The sequence below is a fragment of the Staphylococcus taiwanensis genome (assembly GCA_020544305.1).
Lineage (GTDB): Bacteria > Bacillota > Bacilli > Staphylococcales > Staphylococcaceae > Staphylococcus > Staphylococcus taiwanensis.
The window spans coordinates 1,950,885-1,976,738 of sequence record CP058667.1 but is presented as its reverse complement, the minus strand read 5'-3'; the positions used below and the strand labels follow the sequence as shown (position 1 = coordinate 1,976,738).

25 protein-coding genes are annotated in these 25,854 nt (G+C 33.7%); 13 read left to right on the top strand and 12 right to left on the bottom strand.

Annotated features, from left to right (window positions below; genetic code table 11):
* The first annotated feature begins 47 nt into the window (after nucleotides 1–47).
* The 3 genes from HYI43_09410 (at nucleotide 48) to HYI43_09400 (ending at nucleotide 3,459) form a co-directional block, all read left to right on the top strand.
* Nucleotides 48–1,523: a leucyl aminopeptidase family protein gene (locus HYI43_09410; protein UDI78757.1), complete on the top strand. Its 1,476-nt coding sequence runs from the start codon at nucleotides 48–50 to the stop codon at nucleotides 1,521–1,523.
* Between the two features lie 206 nt (nucleotides 1,524–1,729).
* Nucleotides 1,730–3,049, top strand: coding sequence for a Na+/H+ antiporter family protein (locus tag HYI43_09405; GenBank protein UDI78756.1), 1,320 nt, complete (start codon nucleotides 1,730–1,732; stop codon nucleotides 3,047–3,049).
* Between the two features lie 20 nt (nucleotides 3,050–3,069).
* Nucleotides 3,070–3,459 carry a PaaI family thioesterase gene (locus HYI43_09400; protein UDI78755.1) on the top strand — a complete coding sequence of 130 codons (390 nt, stop codon included), beginning with the start codon at nucleotides 3,070–3,072 and terminating at the stop codon, nucleotides 3,457–3,459.
* 416 nt (nucleotides 3,460–3,875) lie between these two features.
* On the opposite strand, the gene HYI43_09395 is transcribed toward HYI43_09400, so the two are convergent.
* The 9 genes from HYI43_09395 to HYI43_09355 form a co-directional block, all read right to left on the bottom strand.
* Nucleotides 3,876–5,042 carry an NAD(P)-binding domain-containing protein gene (locus HYI43_09395; GenBank protein UDI78754.1) on the bottom strand — a complete coding sequence of 389 codons (1,167 nt, stop codon included), beginning with the start codon at nucleotides 5,040–5,042 and terminating at the stop codon, nucleotides 3,876–3,878.
* A gap of 123 nt (nucleotides 5,043–5,165) precedes the next feature.
* Entirely contained in the window at nucleotides 5,166–5,522 is a 357-nt protein-coding gene (locus tag HYI43_09390; GenBank protein UDI78753.1) for a Na+/H+ antiporter subunit G1, read from the bottom strand.
* Nucleotides 5,500–5,790, bottom strand: a complete 291-nt coding sequence (locus HYI43_09385; GenBank protein UDI78752.1) for a Na(+)/H(+) antiporter subunit F1 — start codon at nucleotides 5,788–5,790, stop codon at nucleotides 5,500–5,502. The genes HYI43_09390 and HYI43_09385 overlap by 23 nt, the downstream gene beginning before the upstream one ends.
* Entirely contained in the window at nucleotides 5,790–6,269 is a 480-nt protein-coding gene (locus HYI43_09380; GenBank protein ID UDI78751.1) for a Na+/H+ antiporter subunit E, read from the bottom strand. Before HYI43_09380 ends, HYI43_09385 begins: the two co-directional genes overlap by 1 nt.
* A gap of 2 nt (nucleotides 6,270–6,271) precedes the next feature.
* Nucleotides 6,272–7,768, bottom strand: coding sequence for a Na+/H+ antiporter subunit D (locus HYI43_09375; protein ID UDI78750.1), 1,497 nt, complete (start codon nucleotides 7,766–7,768; stop codon nucleotides 6,272–6,274).
* Nucleotides 7,761–8,102 (bottom strand): Na+/H+ antiporter Mnh1 subunit C, encoded by a 342-nt coding sequence (mnhC1, locus tag HYI43_09370; protein UDI78749.1) that lies wholly within the window; start codon nucleotides 8,100–8,102, stop codon nucleotides 7,761–7,763. The genes HYI43_09375 and mnhC1 overlap by 8 nt, the downstream gene beginning before the upstream one ends.
* The gene (locus HYI43_09365; protein ID UDI78748.1) at nucleotides 8,102–8,530 is read right to left on the bottom strand and encodes a Na(+)/H(+) antiporter subunit B; all 429 of its coding nucleotides are present in this window, start codon (nucleotides 8,528–8,530) and stop codon (nucleotides 8,102–8,104) included. The genes mnhC1 and HYI43_09365 overlap by 1 nt, the downstream gene beginning before the upstream one ends.
* Nucleotides 8,511–10,922, bottom strand: a complete 2,412-nt coding sequence (locus tag HYI43_09360) for a Na+/H+ antiporter subunit A (protein ID UDI78747.1) — start codon at nucleotides 10,920–10,922, stop codon at nucleotides 8,511–8,513. Before HYI43_09360 ends, HYI43_09365 begins: the two co-directional genes overlap by 20 nt.
* Nucleotides 10,923–11,055: 133 nt before the next feature.
* Nucleotides 11,056–11,436, bottom strand: coding sequence for a kinase-associated lipoprotein B (locus HYI43_09355; protein UDI78746.1), 381 nt, complete (start codon nucleotides 11,434–11,436; stop codon nucleotides 11,056–11,058).
* A 68-nt stretch (nucleotides 11,437–11,504) separates the two neighbouring features.
* Here HYI43_09355 and HYI43_09350 point away from each other — a divergent pair, with 68 nt between their 5' ends.
* From HYI43_09350 to HYI43_09325, 6 genes are all read left to right on the top strand, one after another.
* Nucleotides 11,505–12,101 carry a peptidylprolyl isomerase gene (locus HYI43_09350; GenBank protein UDI78745.1) on the top strand — a complete coding sequence of 199 codons (597 nt, stop codon included), beginning with the start codon at nucleotides 11,505–11,507 and terminating at the stop codon, nucleotides 12,099–12,101.
* Between the two features lie 671 nt (nucleotides 12,102–12,772).
* Nucleotides 12,773–13,153, top strand: coding sequence for a S1 RNA-binding domain-containing protein (locus tag HYI43_09345; protein ID UDI78744.1), 381 nt, complete (start codon nucleotides 12,773–12,775; stop codon nucleotides 13,151–13,153).
* A gap of 199 nt (nucleotides 13,154–13,352) precedes the next feature.
* Nucleotides 13,353–14,480 (top strand): NADH-dependent flavin oxidoreductase, encoded by a 1,128-nt coding sequence (locus HYI43_09340; protein ID UDI78743.1) that lies wholly within the window; start codon nucleotides 13,353–13,355, stop codon nucleotides 14,478–14,480.
* A gap of 285 nt (nucleotides 14,481–14,765) precedes the next feature.
* The gene (locus tag HYI43_09335) at nucleotides 14,766–15,956 is read left to right on the top strand and encodes an ornithine--oxo-acid transaminase (protein ID UDI78742.1); all 1,191 of its coding nucleotides are present in this window, start codon (nucleotides 14,766–14,768) and stop codon (nucleotides 15,954–15,956) included.
* Nucleotides 15,957–16,063: 107 nt separating this feature from the next.
* Nucleotides 16,064–17,308, top strand: coding sequence for a Glu/Leu/Phe/Val dehydrogenase (locus tag HYI43_09330; GenBank protein ID UDI78741.1), 1,245 nt, complete (start codon nucleotides 16,064–16,066; stop codon nucleotides 17,306–17,308).
* An 89-nt stretch (nucleotides 17,309–17,397) separates the two neighbouring features.
* Nucleotides 17,398–17,991 (top strand): DUF443 family protein, encoded by a 594-nt coding sequence (locus HYI43_09325; protein UDI78740.1) that lies wholly within the window; start codon nucleotides 17,398–17,400, stop codon nucleotides 17,989–17,991.
* A gap of 313 nt (nucleotides 17,992–18,304) precedes the next feature.
* On the opposite strand, the gene HYI43_09320 is transcribed toward HYI43_09325, so the two are convergent.
* From HYI43_09320 to HYI43_09310, 3 genes are all read right to left on the bottom strand, one after another.
* Nucleotides 18,305–19,279 carry a glycerophosphodiester phosphodiesterase gene (locus HYI43_09320; GenBank protein UDI78739.1) on the bottom strand — a complete coding sequence of 325 codons (975 nt, stop codon included), beginning with the start codon at nucleotides 19,277–19,279 and terminating at the stop codon, nucleotides 18,305–18,307.
* Nucleotides 19,280–19,469: 190 nt separating this feature from the next.
* Nucleotides 19,470–20,852 (bottom strand): argininosuccinate lyase, encoded by a 1,383-nt coding sequence (gene argH / locus HYI43_09315; GenBank protein ID UDI78738.1) that lies wholly within the window; start codon nucleotides 20,850–20,852, stop codon nucleotides 19,470–19,472.
* Nucleotides 20,845–22,047 (bottom strand): argininosuccinate synthase, encoded by a 1,203-nt coding sequence (locus tag HYI43_09310; protein UDI78737.1) that lies wholly within the window; start codon nucleotides 22,045–22,047, stop codon nucleotides 20,845–20,847. Before HYI43_09310 ends, argH begins: the two co-directional genes overlap by 8 nt.
* Before the next feature lie 323 nt (nucleotides 22,048–22,370).
* Here HYI43_09310 and HYI43_09305 point away from each other — a divergent pair, with 323 nt between their 5' ends.
* The 4 genes from HYI43_09305 to lepB (HYI43_09290) all read left to right on the top strand — a co-directional run bounded on the left by HYI43_09305 (nucleotide 22,371) and on the right by lepB (HYI43_09290) (nucleotide 25,714).
* A complete protein-coding gene (locus HYI43_09305; GenBank protein UDI78736.1) occupies nucleotides 22,371–23,702 on the top strand; it encodes a glucose-6-phosphate isomerase in 1,332 nt (443 codons plus the stop codon).
* A gap of 329 nt (nucleotides 23,703–24,031) precedes the next feature.
* Entirely contained in the window at nucleotides 24,032–24,604 is a 573-nt protein-coding gene (locus HYI43_09300; GenBank protein UDI78735.1) for a TVP38/TMEM64 family protein, read from the top strand.
* 4 nt (nucleotides 24,605–24,608) lie between these two features.
* Nucleotides 24,609–25,133 carry a signal peptidase I gene (gene lepB / locus HYI43_09295; protein UDI78734.1) on the top strand — a complete coding sequence of 175 codons (525 nt, stop codon included), beginning with the start codon at nucleotides 24,609–24,611 and terminating at the stop codon, nucleotides 25,131–25,133.
* 14 nt (nucleotides 25,134–25,147) lie between these two features.
* Nucleotides 25,148–25,714, top strand: coding sequence for a signal peptidase I (gene lepB / locus HYI43_09290; protein UDI78733.1), 567 nt, complete (start codon nucleotides 25,148–25,150; stop codon nucleotides 25,712–25,714).
* Nucleotides 25,715–25,854 lie beyond the last annotated feature (140 nt).

Here is a 25,854-nt window from a genome sequence, read left to right as displayed (position 1 = left end):
AATGTACTTTTACAAATATGTTCCATTAGTAAAGGAGTGGATTAGATATGGTAAACTACAAAATCACTGACAATCAAAAATTAAATTCTGAGATACTTATTTTAGGATTACCAGATCATATTAACCAACTAGGTACAATTCGTTATAATGATCAAGACTTAACACAACGTATTGATCAATATCGACATCAACATCTTATTAGCAGTAATCTAGGCAAAGTTTCCTCAACGTTATTGCCGTTACAAGAAAAATCAATACGATTGATTACAGTTGGTTTAGGTAATTTGAAATCACTGGATTACGCAGCATTATTGAAAGTATTTGGTTATCTTTTTCAATTTTTAAAAGAATCTAATATCACTGAAGCGGATATTCTATTCGATACGTTTATATCTAAGCAAGTCCCACAATCTAAAATTGCAGAAGTGATGGGGTTACAAAGTGAGCAAGCCATTTACACTTTTGATAACTATAAATCTAATAAACCTGTACCTTATCAACTTGACCTTGTCATTTCAACAGAAAATAAACAACTGGAATCTAACATTCAAGAAGGTGTTGTTGTGGGGCAAGCGATTAATTTAGCACGTGATTATAGTAATATACCGCCTAATATACTAACACCCAATTACTTTGCTGAGCAGATTGAACAGCATTTTGTACAAACGTCAGTTGAAGTTGATATTAAAGATGGTAGTCAATTATTAGCTGAAGGTTTTGGTCTTATCCATGCGGTTGGTAAAGGTTCAGAGCATCCGCCAACAGTAATAACAATGACATATAATGGTGGCAAAAAAGAGGATGCGCCAATTGCATTAGTGGGTAAAGGTATTACCTATGATTCAGGTGGATACAGTATTAAATCTAAAGTGGGTATGCAAACGATGAAATTTGATATGTGTGGGGCGGCTAACGTTGTTGGAATGATTGAAGCAGCAGCTCGTTTAGAATTACCAATTAATATTGTAGGTGTAATTGCTTCAGCAGAGAATATGATTAGTAGTAACGCCATGAAACCAGATGATGTCTTCACGGCTTTGAGTGGGGAAACGGTTGAGATGCTTAACAGTGATGCAGAGGGACGTCTAGTGTTAGGCGATGCAGTATTTTATGCTAATCAGTTCCAGCCTAGTATTATTTTAGATTTTGCAACTTTAACTGGTGCCGCTATTGTGGCATTGGGAGAAGATAAAGCTGCTATTTTTAGTTCTCACGTTGAAAATGAAATACAAGATATTCTTGCAAGTGCGAGAGAAACAGATGAGTTTGCCTTTGAGTTACCAATTACGCGTACAGAACAACGTTTAATCCGAAATTCAAATGTAGCAGATTTAGTAAATCATACTAATGGTAATGGGAAAGCGCTATTTGCAGCAACATTTATCACACATTTTAGTGGTCAAACGCCGCATATCCATTTTGATATAGCTGGACCTGCTACTACAAATAAAAATAGTTACAAAGGGCCTAAAGGTCCAACTGGCAGTATGATTGTACCAGTGTTAAATTGGTTACGATCATAAATTAAAGCAATCAGCTTACTTTAAATCTATTAATGGTTAAGGAATAGAAGTGAGTTTCATACAAGAACTCATGACTATTCCTTTTCTTATGTCTAAAATGTTTTCGTAAATGAATAAAACTCTTTATTGACATGGGTGGAACCACTTGGTATGATAAATGACATAAATTTACTTTAGTTCGGTAGAGAGATAAAGGATGTGTTTTCATGTTTAATGCAGTTGTTATTGCTGTCATTTTAATGATCATCTTATGTCTGTGTAGGCTTAATGTCGTTATTAGTCTATTTATTAGTGCACTTGTTGGTGGATTAATTTCAGGTATGAGTATTGAAAAAGTGATTAGCGTATTTGGTAAAAATATTGTGGATGGGTCTGAAGTAGCGCTAAGTTATGCATTACTAGGTGGCTTCGCTGCACTCATTTCATATAGTGGTATTACAGATTATCTAGTAAATAAAATTATACGTGCCATTCATTCGGAGAATAGCCGATTATCAAGAGTTAAAGTTAAGGTCATTATCATTGTGGCACTTCTTGCAATGAGTATTATGAGTCAGAACTTAATTCCAGTTCATATTGCATTTATTCCAATTGTTATTCCGCCATTATTAAGTTTATTTAATGACTTGAAGATTGACAGACGCTTGATTGGATTAGTTATTGGATTCGGGCTATGTTGGCCATATGTTTTACTACCATACGGATTTGGACAAATTTTCCACCAAATCATTCAGAGCGGATTTCAAAAAGCACATCATCCTATCGAATTTAACATGGTTTGGAAAGCCATGCTTATTCCATCAATGGGGTATATTGTTGGTTTGATTATTGGTATGTTCTATTATCGTAAACCACGTGAATATAAGACGGAAGCTTATGTTGAAGATGAAAATGCTATAACAGAAATTAAACCCTATGTATTAGTAGTCACAGTCGTAGCTATTTTAGCGACATTTTTAGTTCAAACATTTACAGATTCAATGATATTTGGTGCTTTAGCAGGTGTGTTAGTATTCTTCATATCTGGTGTTTATAAATGGAGAGAATTAGATAGTCAATTTGTAGAAGGTATTAAGATAATGTCATTCATTGGTGTAGTGATTCTTTCAGCAAATGGATTTGCTGGTGTAATGAATGCTACAGGAGATATTGGCAAATTAGTTACAAGTTTGACTGAAATTTCAAGTGGTCACAAATTATTAAGTATCATTGTCATGTATATTATTGGTTTAATCGTAACACTAGGTATAGGTTCTTCATTTGCTACGATTCCAATTATTGCGACGTTATTTATTCCACTAGGTGCATCACTTGGTTTAGATACAATGGCATTAATTGCTTTAGTAGGTACTGCAAGTGCACTTGGTGATTCCGGATCTCCAGCAAGTGATTCTACTTTAGGACCTACAGCCGGTTTAGATGTCGATGGTCAACATGATCACATTCGAGATACGTGTATTCCAAACTTCTTATTTTACAATATACCTTTAATGATTTTTGGTACGATTGCAGCTATGATATTATAGTTGTAAATGAGGTGAAATAAGTGACCAATTTATTAGAAACATTTGAGATGAGAATTGAAGCATCAACTGAAGGCAAAGTCGTTATTTCGATGCCAGTGACGGATAAAGTAAAACAACCATTTGGTTATTTACATGGTGGCGCGACAATCGCTTTGGGTGAAACGGCATGTTCATTAGGTGCTGCGAACTTAGTTGATACGAATCACTATATTCCATTAGGACTAGAAATGAATGCAAATCATATACATTCAGTAAAAGATGGACGTGTTATTGCAACAGCAACGATTCTCCATCAAGGTAAAACAACGCAAGTATGGAATGTTGAAATCAAAAGTGAACAAGACCAACTCATAAGTGTCATGAGGGGTACCATTGGTATCAAACCTCTAAAAATTAAAAATGATAAATAAAAGTAGTGTTAATCGCACTGCTTTAAACTGAGATTGAGATATTAGACTATATTATAAATTCATAGTAGTTGATTGAGCTGAGAAGGAGCTTAAAATAAGCTTTTCTCAGCTTTAGTCATACTAGAGGGCTAGGCGAGATCCTAGCATATGATTTTTACCCAAACATTCTACAAACAAAGCAAGTTTGAATTCTGCACCATTTCTCATGAGCCTGGAACATAAATAATATGATGATTCTATTTTGCAAATTCGCAGTAGCTGACTGAACTGAAAAGGCGCTTAAATCAAGCTTTTTCCAGTTCTAGTCATCCTTGCGGGCGGGGCCCCAACAAAGAGAATTTCACTAAGAAATTCTACAAGCAAAGCAAGTTGGGAGAGGGACAACGAATTTAAAAAGAATTCTGTCCCACTCCCTTTTATGCATGGCGACGCGTTTCCTCTCTAGCCAATCGTTGATATGCAAGTTTAATTCTTTGAGCAGCATCTCTACCACCCATAATATTTCTTGCGAATGGTCCTAGTTCTAAATCAGCTAAACCACCAGCTACAAATAGTTGTGGGAGCCACTCCAGTTCAGAACTGATGGCTGGGAAACCACTAGATGTTAAAGGAGCATGTTCATTATTAATTAGGGATTGTATGATTGGTTGTTGCATTAACGTAGATTTGAACCCCGTCGCAAGTATGATGGCGTCATAAGGTGTTTGTGCATCTTGAGTAATTATTTGATGATTTTCAACCGAAATAATCTCCTCTTTATGTATTAAGAGACGACCTGATTGGATGTGTTTTTTGAGACGTAAATATAATTCTCTAGGCATAGACCCTTTATGGCGTTCTTGATTAATAATTGCCATACGTTCTTCAGAAGACTCAATGTTTAAGAAATGGTTCATATTCTTAGGACCAAGCCATCCAGGATCAGCATCGAAATGTTGGATATCGATATCCTTATTCATCCAAAGGTGCACCACCTTATCACTTGATTGGTTAATTAATTTCAAAGTGAGATGGGCAGCCGAAATGCCGCTTCCTATAACATGCGAACAGTGTTCATACATTGCAGGCTCAAATTGTTCACTAAAAATATGGCATACATCCTCCAAGCCTTTATAAATATTTGGTATATAAGGCTTGTGATTACAGCCCTGAGCCAGAATAACGTAATCTGATTGCATCACACGGTCATTAGATAATTTGATTTGCCAAAGATTGTTCTGTCTTGCTAAATGTTCTACATAACCTTGGATATGACTCTGATTTAAATCATAGTTATGAACTTGATCGTGAATGTGATGCATAAACATTTCTGTTTGAGGACGTTGATATTGACCATAAGAGGCATGCGTATATTGCTTTGTCTTAGCAAACTGCTTCAAATGGAATGGGTTTGGGTGAACGTGATGCACAATCGGTGAACGCAAATAGGGCATACTGATTCTATGTGAATAATCATTAAATTGTTCACATAACGATGAATTTGGATCGATAATTGATAATTGATCTTTCGGTAATCCTAATTCTCTTAGTTGAATCGCTATCGTTGTTCCTTGAATACCGCCACCAATAATTGTCCAATGCATAATAACACTTCTTTCTTATAAAACGTAATAATTACGATTTATAATAACATGACTTTCCTTTTAAAACAATAAAAAAAGTCCTGAAGGTACGATCTGTCCTTCAGAACTTTATAACATGATGAACTATATTTTCTTATCTTTAAATTCCTTTTTAAATTCATCTATTTTGGTATCTTTTGTATAAGGTGTCTTGTTGTTATATGCAGCGCGCATAATTAAATGGCTTGAAAGAGGGCCAGTGATAAATATGAAGATAATGCCAAAAATCAATTGCATATTAATATAACCTTCAGTTCCTATGAAGTATAAGAACGTTCCAAATAATAAAAATATAGCGCCTAATGTAGCTGACTTACCAGCAGCATGGCCACGTGAATAAATATCTTTAAGACGAATGATACCAATCGCAGTGACCGCACTAATTAACGCACCTAAGATAACAAAGATGACTGCTAAACTAATGATGATGTTCGCTATCATGTTCAATCACCTTACCTTTATCCATATATTTTGAAAAGACTGCAGTTCCTAAAAAGGCTAAAATACCAATTAATAAAATGGTTACAAGTAAATACTGCGCACCAATAAAAATACTATATAATGCAACACAAGCCATTAATTGTAAACCTACTGCATCTAGTGCTAAAATTCTGTCAGCTAAAGAGGGACCTTTAATGATACGGATGAACATTGCTAACATAGATATTGAAACAATTATTAAAGCAATAATCATAATTATTTTTACCATTAGTCTTCGCCCACCTCTCTCACTACTTTTTCAAGTGAAGATTTGATACCAGCTACTTCTTCCTCTTTTGTACTGAAATCAATAGAATGAATGTAAATCTTTGTTCTATCATCACTAATACCCAATACGACTGTTCCTGGTGTCAGCGTAATTAAATTTGATAACAGAACGATCTGCCAATCTGTTTTTAAATCAGTGTGATAAATAAAGAACCCAGGTTCATTTTTAATTTTAGGTTGAAGCACAATTTTTAGCACATCAATATTTGCTTTAATTAATTCTATAAAAAAGACAGTGATTAATTTGATGATTTTATAAATCCTAATTAAATAGAAATTACCTGGCAAAATACTATTGAATAAATAAACAAGTCCTAAACCAAGTATCAATCCTAATAAGAGGTTATTTAATGTATAGATTCCACTTAAGAATAACCATATAAATGCTAGTATAAAGTTTAAAACAATTTGTATAGCCATCATTATCTACCTCCTAATACACTTTTGATATAGACGCTAGGATCATAGAATGATTTAGCTGCTTCTGAAACAATCGGATATAATAAATCAGCTGATAGTCCGAATGCCACAGTGATGATAACTGCAATAATTGAAATCGTAGTGGCTTGTTTTACATTTACTTTGTGTTGTATATCATATCCTTTTGGCTCTCCGAAAAAGCCTTTTAAGAAAATGCGAATCACTGAATATAAGACAACTAAACTAGAAAGTAATACAATTATGCCACTTACATAAAAGCCTTTTTCAAATGTCGCCTGTACGATGTAATATTTACCATAAAATCCGCTCAAAGGTGGAATGCCAGCAAGGCTTAAAGCTGCAATGAAAAATGACCATCCAAGTACTGGATAAGTTTTAATGAGACCACCAAATTCCTTTAGGTTTGTTGATTTAGTAATTTGATACATCACACCAATTAATAAGAATAGCGCAGTTTTAACTAACATATCGTGTATTGTGTAATATATAGCCCCGATGATGCCTGCTTGATTCATCATAGCAACACCAACTAAAATCACGCCAACCGCTATCATGATGTTATAAATAATAATCTTTTTAGTATCATAATAAGCAATTGCACCAACTGAACCAAAGATGATTGTTAATAATGCTAAGAACAAAATAGTGTAGTGTGAAAAACTCATGGTGTTATGGAAGAACAAACTTAATGTTCTTAAAATGGCATAGACACCCACTTTGGTTAATAACGCACCGAAGAATGCAATGATTGCAAATGGAGGTGCATAATAAGAACCTGGTAACCACACGTACATTGGAAAGGCACCCGCTTTTGTCGCAAATACAAAAATAAATAAAATGAAGACAATACTTAAAAGACCACCATGTGTATTTGAAAGCGTAGATAACTTCTCACTTATATCAGCCATATTGAGCGTACCGACTATTGAATAAAGAATTGCAACCGCAATAACAAAGAACGTCGACGTTACAATATTAACGAGTAGATACTTCACAGTTTCTCGCAATTGGATATGTGTGCCACCCAATACAAGCAAAGCATAGGAAGACATTAAGAATACTTCAAAGAATACAAATAAGTTAAATATATCACCAGTAGTAAAAGCCCCGATAATACCGACTAACATAAAAGTGATTGAAAAATGAAAGTAATATCTTTCTCTATCAATGCCAGCAGTAGTAATAGAATAGGCAGTGATAAGTATTGTAATAATAATGCTAGTAACAATTAACATTGCACTGAAACTATCTAATAAAAAGATAATGCCATAAGGTGCTGGCCATGAACCTAATTCCACTTTGAGTGGGCCATCAATAATCACATTGCGTAAATTGATAAAGGCTACAATCAAAGTGATAATTAAACCAGTTAAAGTAACAGTTCGTTTAGCTTGATAACGCTCTCCTAGAAAAATGAGTAGGATAGCGGTAAGAATAGGTACAACTAATGAAAGGACGACCAAATTAGTTTCAATCATTATTAGGCACTCCCTTCATTCGTTCTACATTGTCCGTACCTAATTCTTTATAAGTTCTAAATGCCAACACTAAGAAAAAGGCAGTTGTCGCAAAAGCAATTACAATTGCTGTAAGTATTAAAGCATGGGGGATAGGATCAACATACTGAGAAATATTCTTCTCATAAATCGGCATCTCACCGTGTTTTAACCCGCCCATAGTAATTAAAAATAAATTTGATGCATGTGTAATTAATGTTGTCCCCATAACAATTCGTATCAAACTTTTAGACAAAACGAGATAGACACTAATTGCTGTGAGGATGCCACATACAATAATCATGATTATTTCCACTATTCGCTCTCTCCAATCGTTATAATAATTGTCATGATTGTTCCAACTACTGCACAAAGGACGCCAAAATCAAAAAACATAGGTGTATTCATATGCACAGGTTGAAGTAGGGGCAACGGAATATTAAATTCTGTATGTGTAAAAAAGTTCTCGCCGTAGAACCAACTTGCGATAGGTGTGCCTACACAAAATAGCAGACCGATACCAATCAAAATTTTAAAATCCCAAGGGAAAACTTTACGCATAGTGCTAATATCAAAGGCGATAGCTATGATGGTTAATGCACAAGACAACAGTAGGCCACCCACAAAGCCACCACCAGGTGTATAATGCCCTGCAAAGAATAAAGAAACTCCAAATAAGGCGATTAAAAAGGCGATAATAACAGCAGCATATTGAAACATTAAATTATTGTTCTGTCTGTTCATCACGCTTCACCTCACTTGTTTTATGTTTACGACGTAATTTAATCATCGTGTAAACGCCTAAACCTGCAATTCCGAGTACAGATGATTCGAATAACGTATCCATGCCACGGAAGTCTACAAGAATTACATTGACCATGTTTTTACCATGAGCTAAATCATAAACATGATTTTTATAATACTCACCAATTGAAGTAAAGTGTCTGTTTCCATATGCAATTAAACCTAATATAGTAACAACTAAACCGACACCAATTGAAATAATAGCGTTGGTTAATTTGAAAGATTGTGTTTCGTTGTAACGATTTAAATTAGGCAAATGATAGAAACATAATAAGAATAATGCCGTAGAAATAGACTCTACTACAAATTGCGTCAATGCTAAGTCTGGTGCTTTGAAAAATACAAATAACACTGATACTGAATAACCAACAACACTTAGCATAATTATGCTAAATAAACGTGATTTAGCAATAACAACCATAAATGCTGAAATGACAAGTAATGCTAAAATAACGACTTCATAGATATGAATCCTATTGATATCTTTAAAATTAAAATCGAATGGAACGCTTACTAGAGTCGCTACCGTAACGACTATTAACATGCCAAATATGATGATTAAACTGTCTCTAACATAGCCATTCACATAACTATTTGTCATATTAGCTGATGTAGATGGTAACCATTTTCCAGCTGAATCATACCAATGATTCAAAGTTAGTTGACGTGGTTGAGCGTGTAATAGTCGAATCCAATAACCAAATGAGAGTAATAATAGGATGCCAAACACCCAAATGATTAGGGTTGAAATAAATGCTGGTGTAATGCCATGAAACATATGAAATTCAGCATGAACATTTGAAGTACCACTAATTGCCATTGTTGCAGGTTCAATAATCGATTGAGTTAATAAACCTGGTAAGAAGCCGAAGATGATGACAAGCACGGCTAAAATGGCAGGAGAAATTAACATCAATGCAGAAACTTCGTGTGCTTTTTTCGGAAGAGATTCAGGTTTATGACTACCGAAAAAGATATACAGTATAAATTTAATTGAATAAACAAATGTAAACATACTTCCAACAATCGCTAGAATAGGGAAAATAATCCCTAACGTATTTAAACTAAAAATATGTACATGAGTTATTTCAATCATTGCTTCTAAAAATTTCTCTTTAGATAAGTAACCATTAAATGGCGGAATACCAGCCATACTCAAAGCTGTAATAATCGTGATTGTAAATGAAATTGGCATAATTGTAAGTAAACCGCCCAGTTTTTTTACATCACGTGTTCCTGTAGCATGGTCAACAGCACCAGTTACCATAAACAATGCACCTTTAAATGTTGCGTGATTTACTAGATGGAAGACTGCTGCAGTAAAACCTGCGATATACAATTGACTTTGACTGCCTTCGAAATGATAACTTACCGCACCAATTCCTAACATGGACATAATCATTCCAAGTTGAGACACGGTAGAAAAGGCAAGTATACCTTTAAGATCTTGTTGTTTTGTTGCATTAAATGATGCCCAAAATAATGTAATTAACCCAACTAAAGTAATCGTCCATATCCATCCCTGTGAAATAGCAAATATCGGCGTAACGCGTGCGACTAAATACAATCCAGCTTTAACCATTGTTGCTGAGTGAAGGTATGCACTGACTGGTGTAGGTGCTTCCATCGCATCTGGTAACCAAATATAAAAAGGTACTTGTGCAGACTTCGTAAACGCACCTAGCATGATCAAAATCATTGCTAATGTGAAATAAGGACTATGCTGAATTTCGGACGCATTTTCAAGTAAATAATGTAAGCTCAACGACTCTCCTGCTAATGAGATTAAGATGAAGCCACCTAGTAAACTTAAGCCACCAAAGACGGTGATAATAAGTGATTTCTGAGCTCCATAAATTGAAGCTTGTTTCTCTCTCCAAAAAGAGATGAGTAAGAAACTTGAAAATGAGGTTAATTCCCAAAATAAATATAAAATAATTAAATTATCTGAAAGTACAACTCCCAACATTGCACCCATAAAAAGTAATAAATAACAGTAAAAATTTCCAAGTTGTTCAGATTTACTAAGATAACCGATAGAATAGAGCACAACTAAACTGCCAATACCTGTAATGAGCAAACTAAACAATATGCTTAAGCCATCTAAGTACAAATCAAAATTCATACCAATGTGTGGCATCCATTTTAAAGTATTTACCACTGTATTACCTGACTGAGTAGTCGATATAAGAGATAAGAAATAAATAAATAAGACAACAGGAATAGGTAATACAAACCAACCTAAATGAATCTTCTTAAAGAATCGATAAAGGATTGGAATAATGAGTGCAAATATTAACGGTAAAATAACCGCAATATGTAACAAACTCACTACGTTATCCTCCTTTAAAAATATTTATGGCATACATTATACATGAATCATATCATTCTGAAAAACCGTGAAAGCCTATGCAGACAGTGGTTTTTAGGAACTTGTTAAATAAGAAGAAACACGTCAAAATTACTTATAAAAATTTTTGTTTATATTGAATTGAGTAGTCATTTTTTAGATTTTCTAAGTTATTGAGTGCTAATTTTGCAAACTCAGTATCTTGTTGTTTTAAATCATTTTCCATTTTGGTAATTGCTTGTTGTAATGACGCTTCATAGTCCATTTCTTCAACGTTAAAGTCGCGTAGTTGTGAACGTGTGGCGTATCTTTTTTCATAATGACTTAACGCACGTCTTTCATGAAAAAAAACACCTTCAACTTGACCAGGATTGTGTAAATCACCTTGTTTAGGGTGTTTAATAACTTGTTCGATTTGAACGAGCACTTGATCATCGTTCTCCTCTTTAATAGATACGCCATAAGCGCCTGTCTTGTGTGAGAATCGATATAACATGCTATATTACTTCCTTTCAAATATGTTAAGATGTACTTATATCATCATAACATGAATGGAGAATTTAAATGACTAACTATCCACAGTTAAATAAAGAAATACAAGACAATGAAATTAAGGTTGTTATGCATACTAATAAAGGCGATATGACTTTCAAACTATTTCCAGATATCGCACCTAAAACAGTTGAAAATTTTGTGACACATGCAAAAAATGGTTACTATGATGGCATTACTTTCCACCGTGTCATTAACGATTTTATGATTCAAGGTGGTGACCCAACTGCAACAGGTATGGGTGGCGAGAGTATTTATGGTGGTTCTTTTGAAGATGAGTTCTCATTAGAAGCATTTAATTTATATGGTGCACTTTCAATGGCTAATGCTGGGCCAAACACTAATGGTTCACAATTTTTCGTTGTACAAATGAAAGAAGTGCCTGAAACAATGGTAAATCAATTAGTTGATGGTGGTTGGCCAGAACCTATCGCAAGAGCTTATGCGGATAATGGTGGTACACCTTGGTTAGATCAAAAACATACAGTTTTTGGACAATTAATCGATGGTGAAACTACATTAGAGGATATTGCCAACACTAAAGTAGGTGCACAAGATAAACCCGTTCATGATGTTGTCATTGAATCAATTGATGTAGAAGACAAATAGAGCGTATGAATGAGTAAATCTTTTGAACTTTATTTATAAGAATATAAATGATTTTATTAGAAATAGAATAGTTATTAAAACGAGTCGTGGCTTTTTAAGCTGGCTCGTTTTTTTAATAGTTTATATGTATTTTTGAACCTACCCGCTTTTGTCCAGACCTAATTGACCGCTTTCCAAAAGCAGGTTCCTCGGCAGAGCGCTCAAAGATCAGCAAAACTAAAAAGCAGTTTTGTTCTCCTTGCGCTACTGCTCAGAACCTACGCGCTTTTGTCCAGACCTTTTTTGACGGCTTTCCAAAAGCAGGTTCCTCGGCAGAGCGCTCAAAGATCAGCAAAACTAAAAAGCAGTTTTGTTCTCCTTTCACTACTGCTCAAATCCTACCCGCTTTTGTCCAGACCTTTTTTGACGGCTTTCCAAAAGCAGGATTTTCGGTAGATTCTTTACGATTCGACAAAATTTGAGAAACAATTTTGCTCATCGTTCAGATCTACTCAAATCCTAACCGCTTTTGTCCAGACCTTGTATTAAATGCGAACTTTACTTTTTTTAATTATTTATTAAATATAAAATTTCTGAAAAATTATGGATTTTTATTGGCTTATAGTTAGTCCAAGTTTGTGATTTATGCTATTATTATTATGTTAAGAAAATCGAAATAAGGGGTTATCAAGTTGAATACTCACTATAAAGAAGGTCAGCATATTAAAGTGCGTGTGACTGGAATTCAACCGTATGGCGCTTTTGTTGAGACCCCTGACCATACTGAAGGACTAATCCACATTTCAGAAATCATGGATGATTATGTCCATAACTTAAAAAAATTTCTATCAGAAGGACAAATTGTTAAAGCGAAGATTTTATCAATTGATGATGAAGGAAAACTTAACTTGTCACTCAAAGATAATGATTACTTTAAGAATTACGAACGAAAAAAAGAAAAGCAGTCAGTATTAGATGAAATTAAAGAAACAGAAAAGTATGGGTTTCAAACGATTGAAGAACGCCTACCGGTCTGGATTAAGCAGTCTAAACGTGCGATTCGTAATAATTGATTGACTGTTAACACGCTTAGCTAACGTTACATTTATCAGTAACGTTAGCTTTTTTCGTTATAGGGCACAATGATTAAGTTGAATTATTTTCGGGAATTCAATCTTTAGTATATATGCATGCACATGCAAGCAAAAGATTGGAGATATATGATTCTATCGTGATATAGTTTGTGCATAATTAAGGAGGAAAGGAATTACTATGAACAATAAATATGAGAAATTATTTGAAACAGTTAAATTACCAAATGGCGTTGAATTAAGAAATCGCTTCGTATTAGCACCACTTACACACATTTCGTCAAATGACGATGGTACAATTTCAGATGTGGAAATTCCATATATTGAAAAACGTTCGAAAGATGTAGGTTTAGCAATCAATGCTGCAAGTAATGTTAACGACATTGGTAAAGCTTTTCCTGGGCAACCATCTGTCGCACATGATTCAGACTTAGAAGGGTTAAAACGTTTAGCAACTGCTATGAAGAAGAACGGTGCTAAAGCACTAGTTCAAATCCATCATGGTGGGGCACAAGCATTACCGAATTTAACACCCAATGGCGATGTAGTGGCACCAAGTCCTATTTCATTAAAAAGTTTCGGTCAACAAGAAGAACATGATGCTAGAGAAATTACGCCAGAGGAAATAGAACAGACAATTAAAGATTTCGGTGAAGCAACGCGTCGCGTCATTGAAGCTGGATTTGATGGTGTGGAAATTCATGGCGCCAACCATTACTTAATTCATCAATTTGTTTCACCTTACTATAATAGAAGAAATGATGAATGGGCAGATCATATGAAATTCCCAACAGCTGTTATCGATGAAGTGCTTAAAGTGAAAGAAGAGCATGCTAATAAAGACTTTATTGTAGGATATAGATTATCACCCGAAGAAGCGGAATCACCTGGCATTTCAATGGAGATTACAGAACAGTTGATTAATACCATTACTGAAAAAGCAATTGATTATGTGCATATTTCATTAGGTGATGTGCATTCAGAAACACGTGAAGGTAAATATGCAGGTCAAGAACGCTTGAAATTAATTCATCAATGGGTTGATGGACGTATGCCTGTGATTGGCGTAGGTTCAGTATTTACTGCTGATGATGCACTTGAAGCAGTAGAAACAACAGGAAGCGAATTAATAGCGCTTGGTCGTGAAATATTATTAGACTATCATTTTGTTGAAAAAATTAAAGAAGGTAGAGAAGACGAAATTATTTCTTACTTTGATCCAAATCGTGAAGATGATCACGCTTTACCTCCAAAATTATGGCAACAATTTAACGATGGATTTTATCCATTACCACGTAAAGATAAATAATATGATTTTTGCTTGTGCTATGTTGAGTGGCACAAGCTTTTTAATATTCTAACATTGTTAGTATTTTAAATAATCAAGTTATCGGAAAATTTTTATTATTTTACTTGTAAAAATATATTGTAATATGTCATTATATCTGTAAGGGCTTTCATGCTTAGTGGTTAGTGTTGAAGTAATATTCATATTTTCAAAAATAAATGTATATCATTCATATAACTAAGTCATAGAAAGTCGCAATCGTATGGCCATTAGTTTTAATATAAATTAAAGCAAAGGGGAGATATTATGACTAAGTCAGAACAAATTATCGAATTAACAAACCATTATGGAGCACATAACTATGTACCACTTCCAATCGTTGTAGCAGAAGCGGAAGGTATTTGGGTAACTGATCCAGAAGGTAATAAATATATGGATATGCTATCAGCTTATTCAGCTGTAAACCAAGGACATCGTCATCCTAAAATTATTCAAGCTTTAAAAGACCAAGCAGACAGAGTAACACTTGTTTCGCGTGCATTTCACAGTGATAATCTAGGGGAATGGTATGAAAAAATCTGTAAGTTAGCTGGTAAAGATAAAGCATTACCAATGAATACAGGTGCTGAAGCAGTTGAAACAGCATTAAAAGCTGCTCGACGTTGGGCTTATGATGTTAAAGGACTTGAACCTAATAAAGCTGAAATCATTGCGTTCAATGGTAACTTCCACGGTCGTACTATGGCACCAGTGTCATTGTCATCAGAAGCTGAATATCAACGTGGCTATGGTCCGTTATTAGATGGATTCCGTAAAGTTGATTTCGGAGATGTAGATAAATTAAAAGAAGCCATTAATGAAAATACAGCAGCTATTTTAGTTGAACCAATTCAAGGTGAAGCGGGTATTAATATTCCGCCAGAAGGTTACTTAAAAGCAATTAGAGAATTATGTGATGAACATAATATTTTATTCATTGCTGATGAAATTCAAGCAGGTTTAGGACGTTCAGGTAAATTATTTGCGACAGATTGGGATAACGTTAAACCTGACGTTTATATTTTAGGAAAAGCATTAGGCGGTGGTGTACTACCAATTTCAGTAGTTCTAGCGGACAATGAAGTGTTAGACGTATTTACACCAGGCTCACATGGTTCGACTTTTGGTGGTAACCCATTAGCATGTGCAGTTTCAATTGCGGCATTAGATGTCATTTTAGATGAAGATTTACCAGGTCGCTCAAATGAATTAGGTGAATACTTTAAATCTGAATTGCAAAAAATAAACCATCCTTCTATTAAAGAAGTTCGCGGTCGTGGTCTCTTTATTGGTGTTGAATTACATGAAAGTGCTAGACCATTCTGTGAAGCTTTAAAAGAAAAAGGTCTATTATGTAAAGAAACACATGACACTGTAATTCGTTTTGCTCCTCCTTTAGTTATTTCTAAAGAAGAATTAGATGATGCATTAGACAGAATTCGTAGTGTGTTTGAATAAGTTCAAAAAGTTGTAACATTCATTTTGAAAACCCTTTAAAAAGCAAAGACATGTGTTACAATATGTATGAAAGCGAAATCATTTGTTAAAAAGAGGCGAAAGTGATCATGACTGAGAATAATAATTTAGTGACTTCTACACAAAGTATCATTAAAGAAGCATTACACAAATTGGGATTTGACGATGGTATGTATGATTTAATTAAAGAACCATTAAGATTCTTACAAGTTCGTATCCCAGTACGTATGGATGATGGCACAGTTAAAACATTTACTGGTTATCGTGCACAACATAACGATGCTGTAGGTCCAACTAAAGGTGGAGTGCGTTTCCACCCAGAAGTAGACGAAGAAGAAGTTAAAGCATTGTCTATGTGGATGACTTTAAAATGCGGTATCGTTAATTTACCATATGGTGGTGGTAAAGGTGGTATCTTATGTGACCCACGTCAAATGAGTATTCATGAAGTTGAACGTTTATCAAGAGGATACGTACGTGCAATTTCTCAATTCGTAGGTCCAACTAAAGATATTCCTGCACCAGACGTATTTACAAACTCTCAAATTATGGCTTGGATGATGGATGAGTATAGTGCATTAGATAAATTTAACTCTCCAGGTTTCATTACAGGTAAACCAATCGTTTTAGGTGGTTCTCAAGGACGTGACCGTTCAACTGCATTGGGTGTAGTTATCGCAATTGAACAAGCTGCGAAACGTCGTGGTAAAGAAATTAAAGGCTCTCGTGTAGTAATCCAAGGCTTTGGTAACGCTGGTAGTTTCTTAGCTAAATTCTTATATGATATGGGTGCCAAAGTAGTAGGTATTTCAGATGCATATGGTGCATTACATGATCCAGAAGGATTAGATATCGATTATTTATTAGACCGTCGTGATAGTTTCGGTACGGTAACAAACTTATTTGATAATACAATTTCAAATAAAGAATTATTTGAATTAGATTGCGATATCTTAGTTCCAGCTGCAATTTCTAACCAAATCACAGAAGATAATGCGAATGATATTAAAGCAGATATCGTTGTTGAAGCGGCTAATGGTCCAACTACACCAGAAGCTACACGTATTTTATCTGAACGTGGCATTTTATTAGTGCCTGACGTACTAGCAAGTGCTGGTGGTGTAACAGTTTCTTACTTCGAGTGGGTACAAAACAATCAAGGTTACTACTGGTCAGAAGAAGAAGTTAATGAAAAATTACGTGAAAAATTAGTGGATGCATTCGATACAATCTATGAATTAGCGCAAAACAGAAAAATCGATATGCGATTAGCAGCATATATTGTTGGTATTAAACGTACTGCTGAAGCAGCACGTTATCGTGGTTGGGCATAAGCCTATCATTAAATAAATTTAAAAACGCTATAGCTTGCTTTGAATTAGAAACAAGTTATAGCGTTATTTTTTGTCATGGAGCTGATAATTTGCTTGTAGCAAAAGTAATGGGTCTGCACAAAAGACTTAAATATAGAATAATCAATTGTGATGGTAAAAAGTATTTAATAGATTTAACTAATAACTGGTTAACCTATATTTTACCTATGTTAAATTGGTATATCCCTAAGAAGTGTACAGAAATTAGTGATGAAGAAATTGATGAACTAGGTTTATATAGGGATAAAAATGACAATAATGGACTGCCATTTTGGCGTACTATAGGAATTTCTATAATTTGTAGTCTTGTTATAAATTATATTGCGCATTATTTTGATATAAATATTAGTGACTTTTTAAATACCGTCATTTGCATTGTGTATGCGATACTTTTAATTGCATTTCATATTTACTTATACAATAAAAAGAAAATCAAACATATTAATATAGCTAGAAGTAATTCTAAAATCATAGTGATTCCTAAAATTAAGTTTCAACTTCTTATGATAACGTGCTATTGTATGTTCGGATTATTTACTTTTATATGTCTCGATATGTTAATTGTGTATCATATACGAAATATACATATGTTACTTCTACATGCTATATATGTTTTCAATGATAAACATGCTTTGTATTCCTGACCAAAATGTTTATGTAAAACTTTTAAAGTAAGATGAATAAGAAGAGAATAACAGCATTTTTGAGATGCATTTATTCTCAACTTGCTCTGTTTGAAGAATTTCTGGATGAAATCCTTTTTGCTGGAGCCCGACCTGCAAGTATGACTAAAGCTGAGAAAAGTTTGTTTTATAGTCCTTTCTCAGCTCAGACAACTACTGCGCATTCGCTATGTAGCTTCAAAATATTATTTTGCCTAGAACACGAGTTATCCCATTCCAATTAAGATGATTTGGTGATAACTAGTTTTTTTATAGAGTAAAAATCATAATAAATTTATTTTTGAGCACTTATTGCTTTGTATTGATCGGCATAGTTAGTGAAGACGCCATCAACACCATATTGGTTTAAGCGTTGCATATCAGCAGTATCATTTACAGTGAAAGGGTGTACAAGGAAACCTAAGTCTTTTAAATGTGCTACATTTTGTGCTTTTAAATCACTATATTCAGGACCAACACCCACTGCATAAGAACGAATGCGTTGTAAATCTGCTTCACTTTGTTGTGCTAATTCGCCCTTATCTAATAAGCGTATTAATGGCACATTCGCATTTAATTGATGCATTTTTAATAAACTTGCTTCTGAAAATGATTGTACCAACACGTGACCATTTTTAAGTGAATTAGAAGTAAGCATGTTGTGTCGATTAAGTGTATCTAATAACTGTTGTTCCATACCTGGGTAAACATCAGGTTGTTTTGTTTCAATATAATAGTTAGCATTTGTACCATAGCGTGATAAAATTTCATCTAATGTTGGCACTTTAGCACCTTTATAACTGGCGTTGGCATATTGTGGGTTTTGTTCATTAAAAGAAGAACCTGCGTCAAGTTTCTTTAGTTCTGATAAAGTATAATCCTCGACACGTCCTGAACCATTTGTAGTGCGATCAACCGTTTCGTCATGCATTGCAACTAAATGACCATCTTTAGTGCGCTGTAAATCAATTTCTATATAGGATGCACCTAATTCGTTATGGCTTTTATCGTAAGAGGCAAAGGTATGTTCAGGTGCATAGCCACTTGCACCACGGTGTGCGATAGTAGTATGACGTTCTCCTGTTAAATTTGTTGTCCATTTCGAATGATTATTTTGACTGTGGTTTTGAGTTGAAGTCGTATTAGATTGGTTTGTCGTCACAGTATTTGAAACGCCGCCACCACTAGCTTCAACTGGAGTATGTATTAAAGTCAGCCCTAAACTAGCTATCGTTAAACTTGAAATGATACCTTTCTTACTTGCTTTCAATAAACTCATCCTTTCACAGTAAAATGTATAATTTAAATCTAGCAAAGCGATTTTATGAAAGAAAGTGAATTTGCAGAAGCTTAAAATAATTATTATATACTTAAAACGCACTCAATATACTTAACAAAAAGGGTCGAAAGTAGGACAAGCATTCTTAATGCATTATTGTCCTACCTTCGACCTAATATAATTAATGATTATTTAATACTTTTTCAGCCACTTTTAGCTGGTGACGTACTGAATCTTGACCTGTTGAACCGTAACTTTTACGACGGTTTAGACAATTTTCGGGTTTTAAGTAATCATAAACATCTGTATCAATATTACTGTTTAATTCTTTGTAACGTTCTAGTGGGACATCTAATAAATAGATGCCTTGTTGAATACATTCAAAGACAATTTTACCAACAATTTCATGTGCTTTTCTGAAAGGAACATCTTTAGCAACTAAATAGTCTGCAAGTTCTGTTGCATTAGAAAAGTCTTGGTGCACGGTTTCATTTAAACGATTTGTATTTACCGTCATGGTATCTAACATGCCTTCAAAGATACGTAGTGATCCTTTAACTGTACGAACGGAATCAAATAATCCTTCTTTATCTTCTTGTAAATCTTTATTGTAGGCTAATGGTAAGCCTTTTAAAGTAACAAGCATACTCATTAAATGACCTGTTGCACGACCTACTTTACCACGAATTAATTCGGCCATATCAGGATTTTTCTTTTGAGGCATAATAGATGACCCCGTAGAAAATGCATCCGATAAGGTAATGAATTTCGCTTCGTCAGTCGACCAAAAAATAATTTCTTCAGCGAAACGAGATAAGTGAATCATTGTTAATGAGATATTATGCAGTGTTTCGATAATATAATCACGATCACTTACAGCATCTAAGCTATTCTCATAGATGTATTCAAATCCTAATAATGCTTGAGTCTCATGTCTGTCGATAGGGTGGGTCGTACCACTCAATGCAGCAGCGCCTAATGGAGAAATGTCGATACGTTTCATACTGTCAGCAAAACGTGAGTAGTCTCGTTCAAGCATCCAGAAATATGTCATTACATGATGTGCAAATGAGATAGGTTGTGCACGTTGTAGGTGCGTATAACCTGGCATGATTGTATCTACATGTGATTGAGCTAGCTTTAAGATTGAAGATTGAAATGAACGTATTAAATCTTGGATGTTTTTGACTTCTTTTTTTACATATAAATGTAAATCAGTAGCAACTTGATCATTTCTACTACGTCCTGTATGCAATTTACCACCGGCATCGCCTATACGCTGGATAAGTTCATGCTCAATATTTAAATGAATATCCTCAAGAGATTTTTTGAAATCTAGTTTATGTTCATGAAAATCTTGTTGAATTTCTTTTAAACCTTTAACAATGGCATCTTTATCTTCAGTAGTAATGATATGTTGATTCGCTAACATTGTAGCGTGGGCGATACTGCCTTGTACATCTTCATCTAACAATGTTTGGTCAAAATCAATGGATGCATTAAATTCATCTACCCAATCTTCAGGTTGTTGTTGAAAACGACCACCCCATGCTTTACTACTCATTACTATAACCTCCATGTAAGTAGGCATTTACTTGAGTAGGTAGACCGTAAATGTCGATAAATCCTACTGCAGCAGATTGATTGAAAGCATCTTCTTTCGTATACGTTGCTAATTTTTCATCATATAACGTATATGGAGATTTTCTACCATTGACAATCGCATTACCTTTGAAAAGTTTAAGTCTAACGTCACCTTCAACATATTTTTGAGTACTATCAATAAATAGTTTCAAACTATCAGTTAATGGTGAGAACCATAAGCCATTATAAGTTTGTTCAGCAAATTGTTTTTCAATGACTGGTTTGAAGTGTGCCACATCTTTAGTAAGTGTTAATGTTTCAAGAGATTTATGTGCTTTTAAGATGACTTCGGCACCAGGTGTTTCATAAATTTCACGAGATTTAATACCTACTAGACGATTTTCAACGTGGTCAATACGACCAATGCCGTGTTTACCTGCTAATTCATTTAAAGTTAAGATTAATTGGTCTAAGTCATAATCTTTATGGTTAAGTTGAACAGGTATTCCATTTTTAAAAGTAAGGATAATTTCGTCCGGTGTGTCTGGTGTATCTTCTAATTCAGCAGTTAAATCATATGCATCTTTAGGCGGTGCAGCATATGGATCTTCTAAAATACCACATTCATTTGCACGGCCCCATAAGTTTTGATCGATTGAGTATGGTGAATCATGATTAATGCCAACTGGAATATTGTGTTTTAGTGCATAATCAATTTCTTCTTCACGACTCCAACCCCATTCTCTAACTGGTGCAAATACTTTAAGGTTAGGGTTTAAAGCTTTAATTGCTACTTCAAAACGAACTTGGTCGTTACCTTTACCAGTACAACCGTGAGCAATACCCACAGAATTTGTTTGTTCAGCGATTTCAACTAATTTTTTAGCGATAAGCGGACGAGACAATGCAGAAACGAGTGGGTAACTATTTTCATACATTAAATTACCTTTAATTGCATAGCTTACAAAATCATCGCTAAATTCTTTTGTAGCATCAATAATATGGCATTCAATTGCACCCATATCTAACGCTTTTGAATGTACTACATCTAAATCTTTGCCTTCGCCGACATCTAAACATACTGCCACGATGTCATAACCTTTATCTATAAGCCATTTTACGGCTACACTTGTATCTAATCCACCTGAATATGCTAATACGATTTTCTCTTTCATGTGCTCACCTCATAATTTTTCTGAAAATTGATATAAATAAATACTAACAGATTATTAATGAAAATAAAACCATTTTTTTACATAAATATACATTTTATTTAAAGCGTATTATCTTTTTGAAACGTTAAAATGCCTATAAAAGTGATGATATCGCATTTATTTATTTCGTTATCATTTATAAATTATTCATTTTTATTTTAGAGAAAATGACTAAAAAATGTCTAATAACGGATAAATATTTGAATAGACAGTCATGTCAATTGAATAGATAACATAAAGTTAGTAGAATTAAAGTAATAAGAAATACAGGAGGCTTTTTAACAATGACTCACATTCAATTAGATTATGGCAAAACTTTAGAATTTTTCGGTCAACACGAACTTGATCAACAAAAAGATATTGTTAAAACAATTCATAAAACCATTCATGAAGGAACTGGTGCTGGAAACGACTTCCTAGGTTGGGTTAATTTACCTGAGGATTATGATAAAAAAGAATTTTCAAGAATTGTTGAAGCATCTAAACGTATTAAAGCAAATTCAGATGTATTAGTTGTTATTGGTATTGGCGGTTCATATTTAGGTGCACGTGCAGCTATAGAAATGTTAACTTCTTCATTCCGTAATAGCACTGAATATCCTGAAATCGTATTTGTAGGTAATCATTTATCTTCAAGTTATACTCACGAATTAATTGAGTACTTATCTGACAAAGACTTCTCAGTAAATGTTATTTCTAAATCAGGAACAACTACTGAACCAGCTGTTGCTTTTAGATTGTTTAAACAATTAGTTGAAGACAAATATGGTAAAGATGAAGCAAAAAAACGTATCTTTGCTACTACAGATAAAGCAAAAGGTGCGTTAAAACAATTAGCTGATAATGAAGGTTATGAAACATTTGTTGTACCTGATGATGTTGGAGGCCGTTATTCTGTATTAACTGCAGTAGGTTTACTACCAATTGCAACTGCAGGTATCAATATTGAATCTATAATGATTGGTGCAAATAAAGCACGTAAAGAATTATCATCAGACAATTTAGATGACAATATCGCTTATCAATATGCGACAATTCGTAACATTCTATATAGTAAAGGCTACACTACTGAAATGTTGATTAACTATGAACCATCAATGCAATATTTTAATGAATGGTGGAAACAATTATACGGTGAGTCAGAAGGTAAAGACTTTAAAGGTATTTATCCATCAAGTGCAAACTATACAACTGACTTACATTCATTAGGTCAATATGTACAAGAAGGTCGTCGTTTCTTATTTGAAACAGTTGTCAAAGTGAATAACCCTAAACATGATATTACAATTGAAGAAGATAGTGATGATTTAGATGGATTAAATTATCTAGCGGGTAAAACAATTGATGAAGTTAATACTAAAGCATTTGAAGGTACTTTATTAGCACATACTGACGGTGGCGTACCTAACGTAGTAGTCAATATACCTAGATTAGATGAAGAAACATTTGGTTATGTTGTATACTTCTTTGAATTAGCTTGTGCGATGAGTGGTTATCAATTAGGTGTAAATCCATTTAATCAACCGGGTGTTGAGGCCTATAAACAAAACATGTTTGCTTTATTAGGTAAACCTGGATATGAAGATAAGAAAAAAGAATTAGAAGATCGTCTATAAATTTAAGTTATCGAAGACATATATAAGAAAGTTAAACTAAATAGATTATTTTAATATGGAGAACAAAGCTTAAGATTCTAAAAACTACGATTTTTAGAGTGAAAGGTTAAGTTCCCATACAAGGGCAGAATGGCGAAATCTTTTTGAATTAAATGGATTTCTATTCTGCTCTTTTATTTAGTTATCTTTATATTGAATCTAAAGGTTGACTAACAACTACAACCTGTGACTGATTTATTAAATTAATGGTAGATTTATATAGTAAACAGTGTAAAATGATTTTTATGATATATTAACTGTTAATCAATAGGGAAGGATTTGATGCGACGGTGTTTCATCAAATTGAACAATGGTTTAATTTACTTCAAGGTTTAGGTTATTTCGCAGGATTTATAATACTATTTTTTAGAGCCGTTGTGCCAGTACTTCCACTGACGTTATACGTTATTTTGAATGTTCATGCATATGGTTTTATTGCCGGTACCATTGTGAGTTGGTTAGGCATTGTAGCGGGAACCTATACTGTATTTTTCTTTTGTCGCAAATTTGTTAACGCTAAGTTTATGCAAAAGATTAGAACAAGAAAGTCTGTTGAAAGATTAATACATTTTATAGATAGACAAGGCTTAGTTCCTATTTTCATATTAATGTGTTTTCCCTTTACGCCTAATACATTGGTTAATTTTGTAGCTAGTTTATCGCACATTAAAGCTAAATATTATTTTATTATTTTGCTTATATCTAAACTTGTTTCAATAACATTTTTAGCAATAATGGGTAGAAGTGTAACAACTATATTCACGCATCCTTTTAGAGCGGTAATCTTAATACTCGTTACGATTGCATTATGGTTTATTGGAAAAAAAGTAGAACATTATTTTATGGGTTCCGAAAAGGAGTGACATATTGCGTAAAATTATAAATTTAGTTGTTGCTATTATTTTAGCTATTGTATTTGTATTATGTATCCAAACATTTATTATTAGAGGCGGTATTGTTAAAAGCAATAGTATGGACCCAATCTTGAATAAAGGCGATCGTGTGATTGTAAATAAGATAAAAATCACCTTTAACATGTTGCAAGATGGAGACATTATTATGTATAGACACAAGAATCAACTATTATTTAGTCGTGTAATTGGTAAGCCAGGCGAATCAATAGAAGTGAGAAATGGTAAATTGTATAGAGACGATAGACAAGTCGACAAAAGTTATGCTAAAAATAGAGATATTAATAATTTTGCTTTAAGAGATATTCATAATTCTGATGGAGATATTATTCCGCCAAACTCATATTTTGTGTTAAATGATAATGGTGATAACAAGCGTGATTCTCGTACATATGGATTAATTAATGATAAGGACATCATTGGAGATGTAAGTTTAAAGTATTATCCATTTAAAGAATTTACCTATCAGTTTAATAAGTAGATGAGGTGTTAATTTTGAAAAAAGAAATAATGGAGTGGATTGTCGCCATAGTGGTAGGTTTATTACTTGTATGGGTAATGGTTAACTTCGTTGCTAAATCATATACGATTAAAGGCGATTCAATGGATCCAACGTTAAAAGATGGCCAACATGTAATGGTTAACATTTTAGGATATAAGGTTGGAGACGTTAAAAAAGGTAATGTTATTGTCTTCCATGCTAATAAATCTGATGACTATGTTAAACGTGTGATTGGGGTTCCTGGAGATAATGTAACTTATAAAAATGATAAGTTATATATCAATGGTAAAAGAGTGAAAGAACCTTATCTAGATTATAATGAAAAACGCAAACAAGGCGAATATATAACTGGGTCATTCGAAACGAAAGACTTAATAAATGCAAATCCAAATTCAAATGTAATTCCTAAAGATAAATATTTAGTGCTTGGAGATAACCGTGAAGTAAGTAAAGATAGTCGTGCATTTGGATTAATAGATAAGAATCAAATTGTAGGTAAAGTGTCGTTCAGATTCTGGCCATTTAATGAGTTTAAATTTAATTTTAATCCAGATCGGTAATTAAGTCGTATTAAATCTTATGAAACAAGCGCTTTAAGATTGGCTTTGAAAATTCTAATGAGAGTTTTCAGCCAATCTTTTTTAATACATAAAAAGGACATGATAAAACATTTTTAAGAACGTATGTTCTATGTTAAAAT

Bases quoted from the DNA above. Each gene is read 5' to 3' on its own strand.
- HYI43_09385 (UDI78752.1), bottom strand. From the start codon at position 5,790: ATGGTAAAAATAATTATGATTATTGCTTTAATAATTGTTTCAATATCT.
- HYI43_09375 (UDI78750.1), bottom strand. From the start codon at position 7,768: ATGATTGAAACTAATTTGGTCGTCCTTTCATTAGTTGTACCTATTCTT.
- HYI43_09365 (UDI78748.1), bottom strand. From the start codon at position 8,530: ATGAACAGACAGAACAATAATTTAATGTTTCAATATGCTGCTGTTATT.
- HYI43_09340 (UDI78743.1), top strand. From the start codon at position 13,353: ATGAACAATAAATATGAGAAATTATTTGAAACAGTTAAATTACCAAAT.
- HYI43_09305 (UDI78736.1), top strand. From the start codon at position 22,371: ATGACTCACATTCAATTAGATTATGGCAAAACTTTAGAATTTTTCGGT.
- HYI43_09410 (UDI78757.1), top strand. From the start codon at position 48: ATGGTAAACTACAAAATCACTGACAATCAAAAATTAAATTCTGAGATA.
- HYI43_09355 (UDI78746.1), bottom strand. From the start codon at position 11,436: ATGTTATATCGATTCTCACACAAGACAGGCGCTTATGGCGTATCTATT.
- HYI43_09395 (UDI78754.1), bottom strand. From the start codon at position 5,042: ATGCATTGGACAATTATTGGTGGCGGTATTCAAGGAACAACGATAGCG.
- HYI43_09310 (UDI78737.1), bottom strand. From the start codon at position 22,047: ATGAAAGAGAAAATCGTATTAGCATATTCAGGTGGATTAGATACAAGT.
- HYI43_09330 (UDI78741.1), top strand. From the start codon at position 16,064: ATGACTGAGAATAATAATTTAGTGACTTCTACACAAAGTATCATTAAA.
- HYI43_09380 (UDI78751.1), bottom strand. From the start codon at position 6,269: ATGGCTATACAAATTGTTTTAAACTTTATACTAGCATTTATATGGTTA.
- HYI43_09350 (UDI78745.1), top strand. From the start codon at position 11,505: ATGACTAACTATCCACAGTTAAATAAAGAAATACAAGACAATGAAATT.
- HYI43_09335 (UDI78742.1), top strand. From the start codon at position 14,766: ATGACTAAGTCAGAACAAATTATCGAATTAACAAACCATTATGGAGCA.
- argH (UDI78738.1), bottom strand. From the start codon at position 20,852: ATGAGTAGTAAAGCATGGGGTGGTCGTTTTCAACAACAACCTGAAGAT.
- HYI43_09405 (UDI78756.1), top strand. From the start codon at position 1,730: ATGTTTAATGCAGTTGTTATTGCTGTCATTTTAATGATCATCTTATGT.
- HYI43_09390 (UDI78753.1), bottom strand. From the start codon at position 5,522: ATGATAGCGAACATCATCATTAGTTTAGCAGTCATCTTTGTTATCTTA.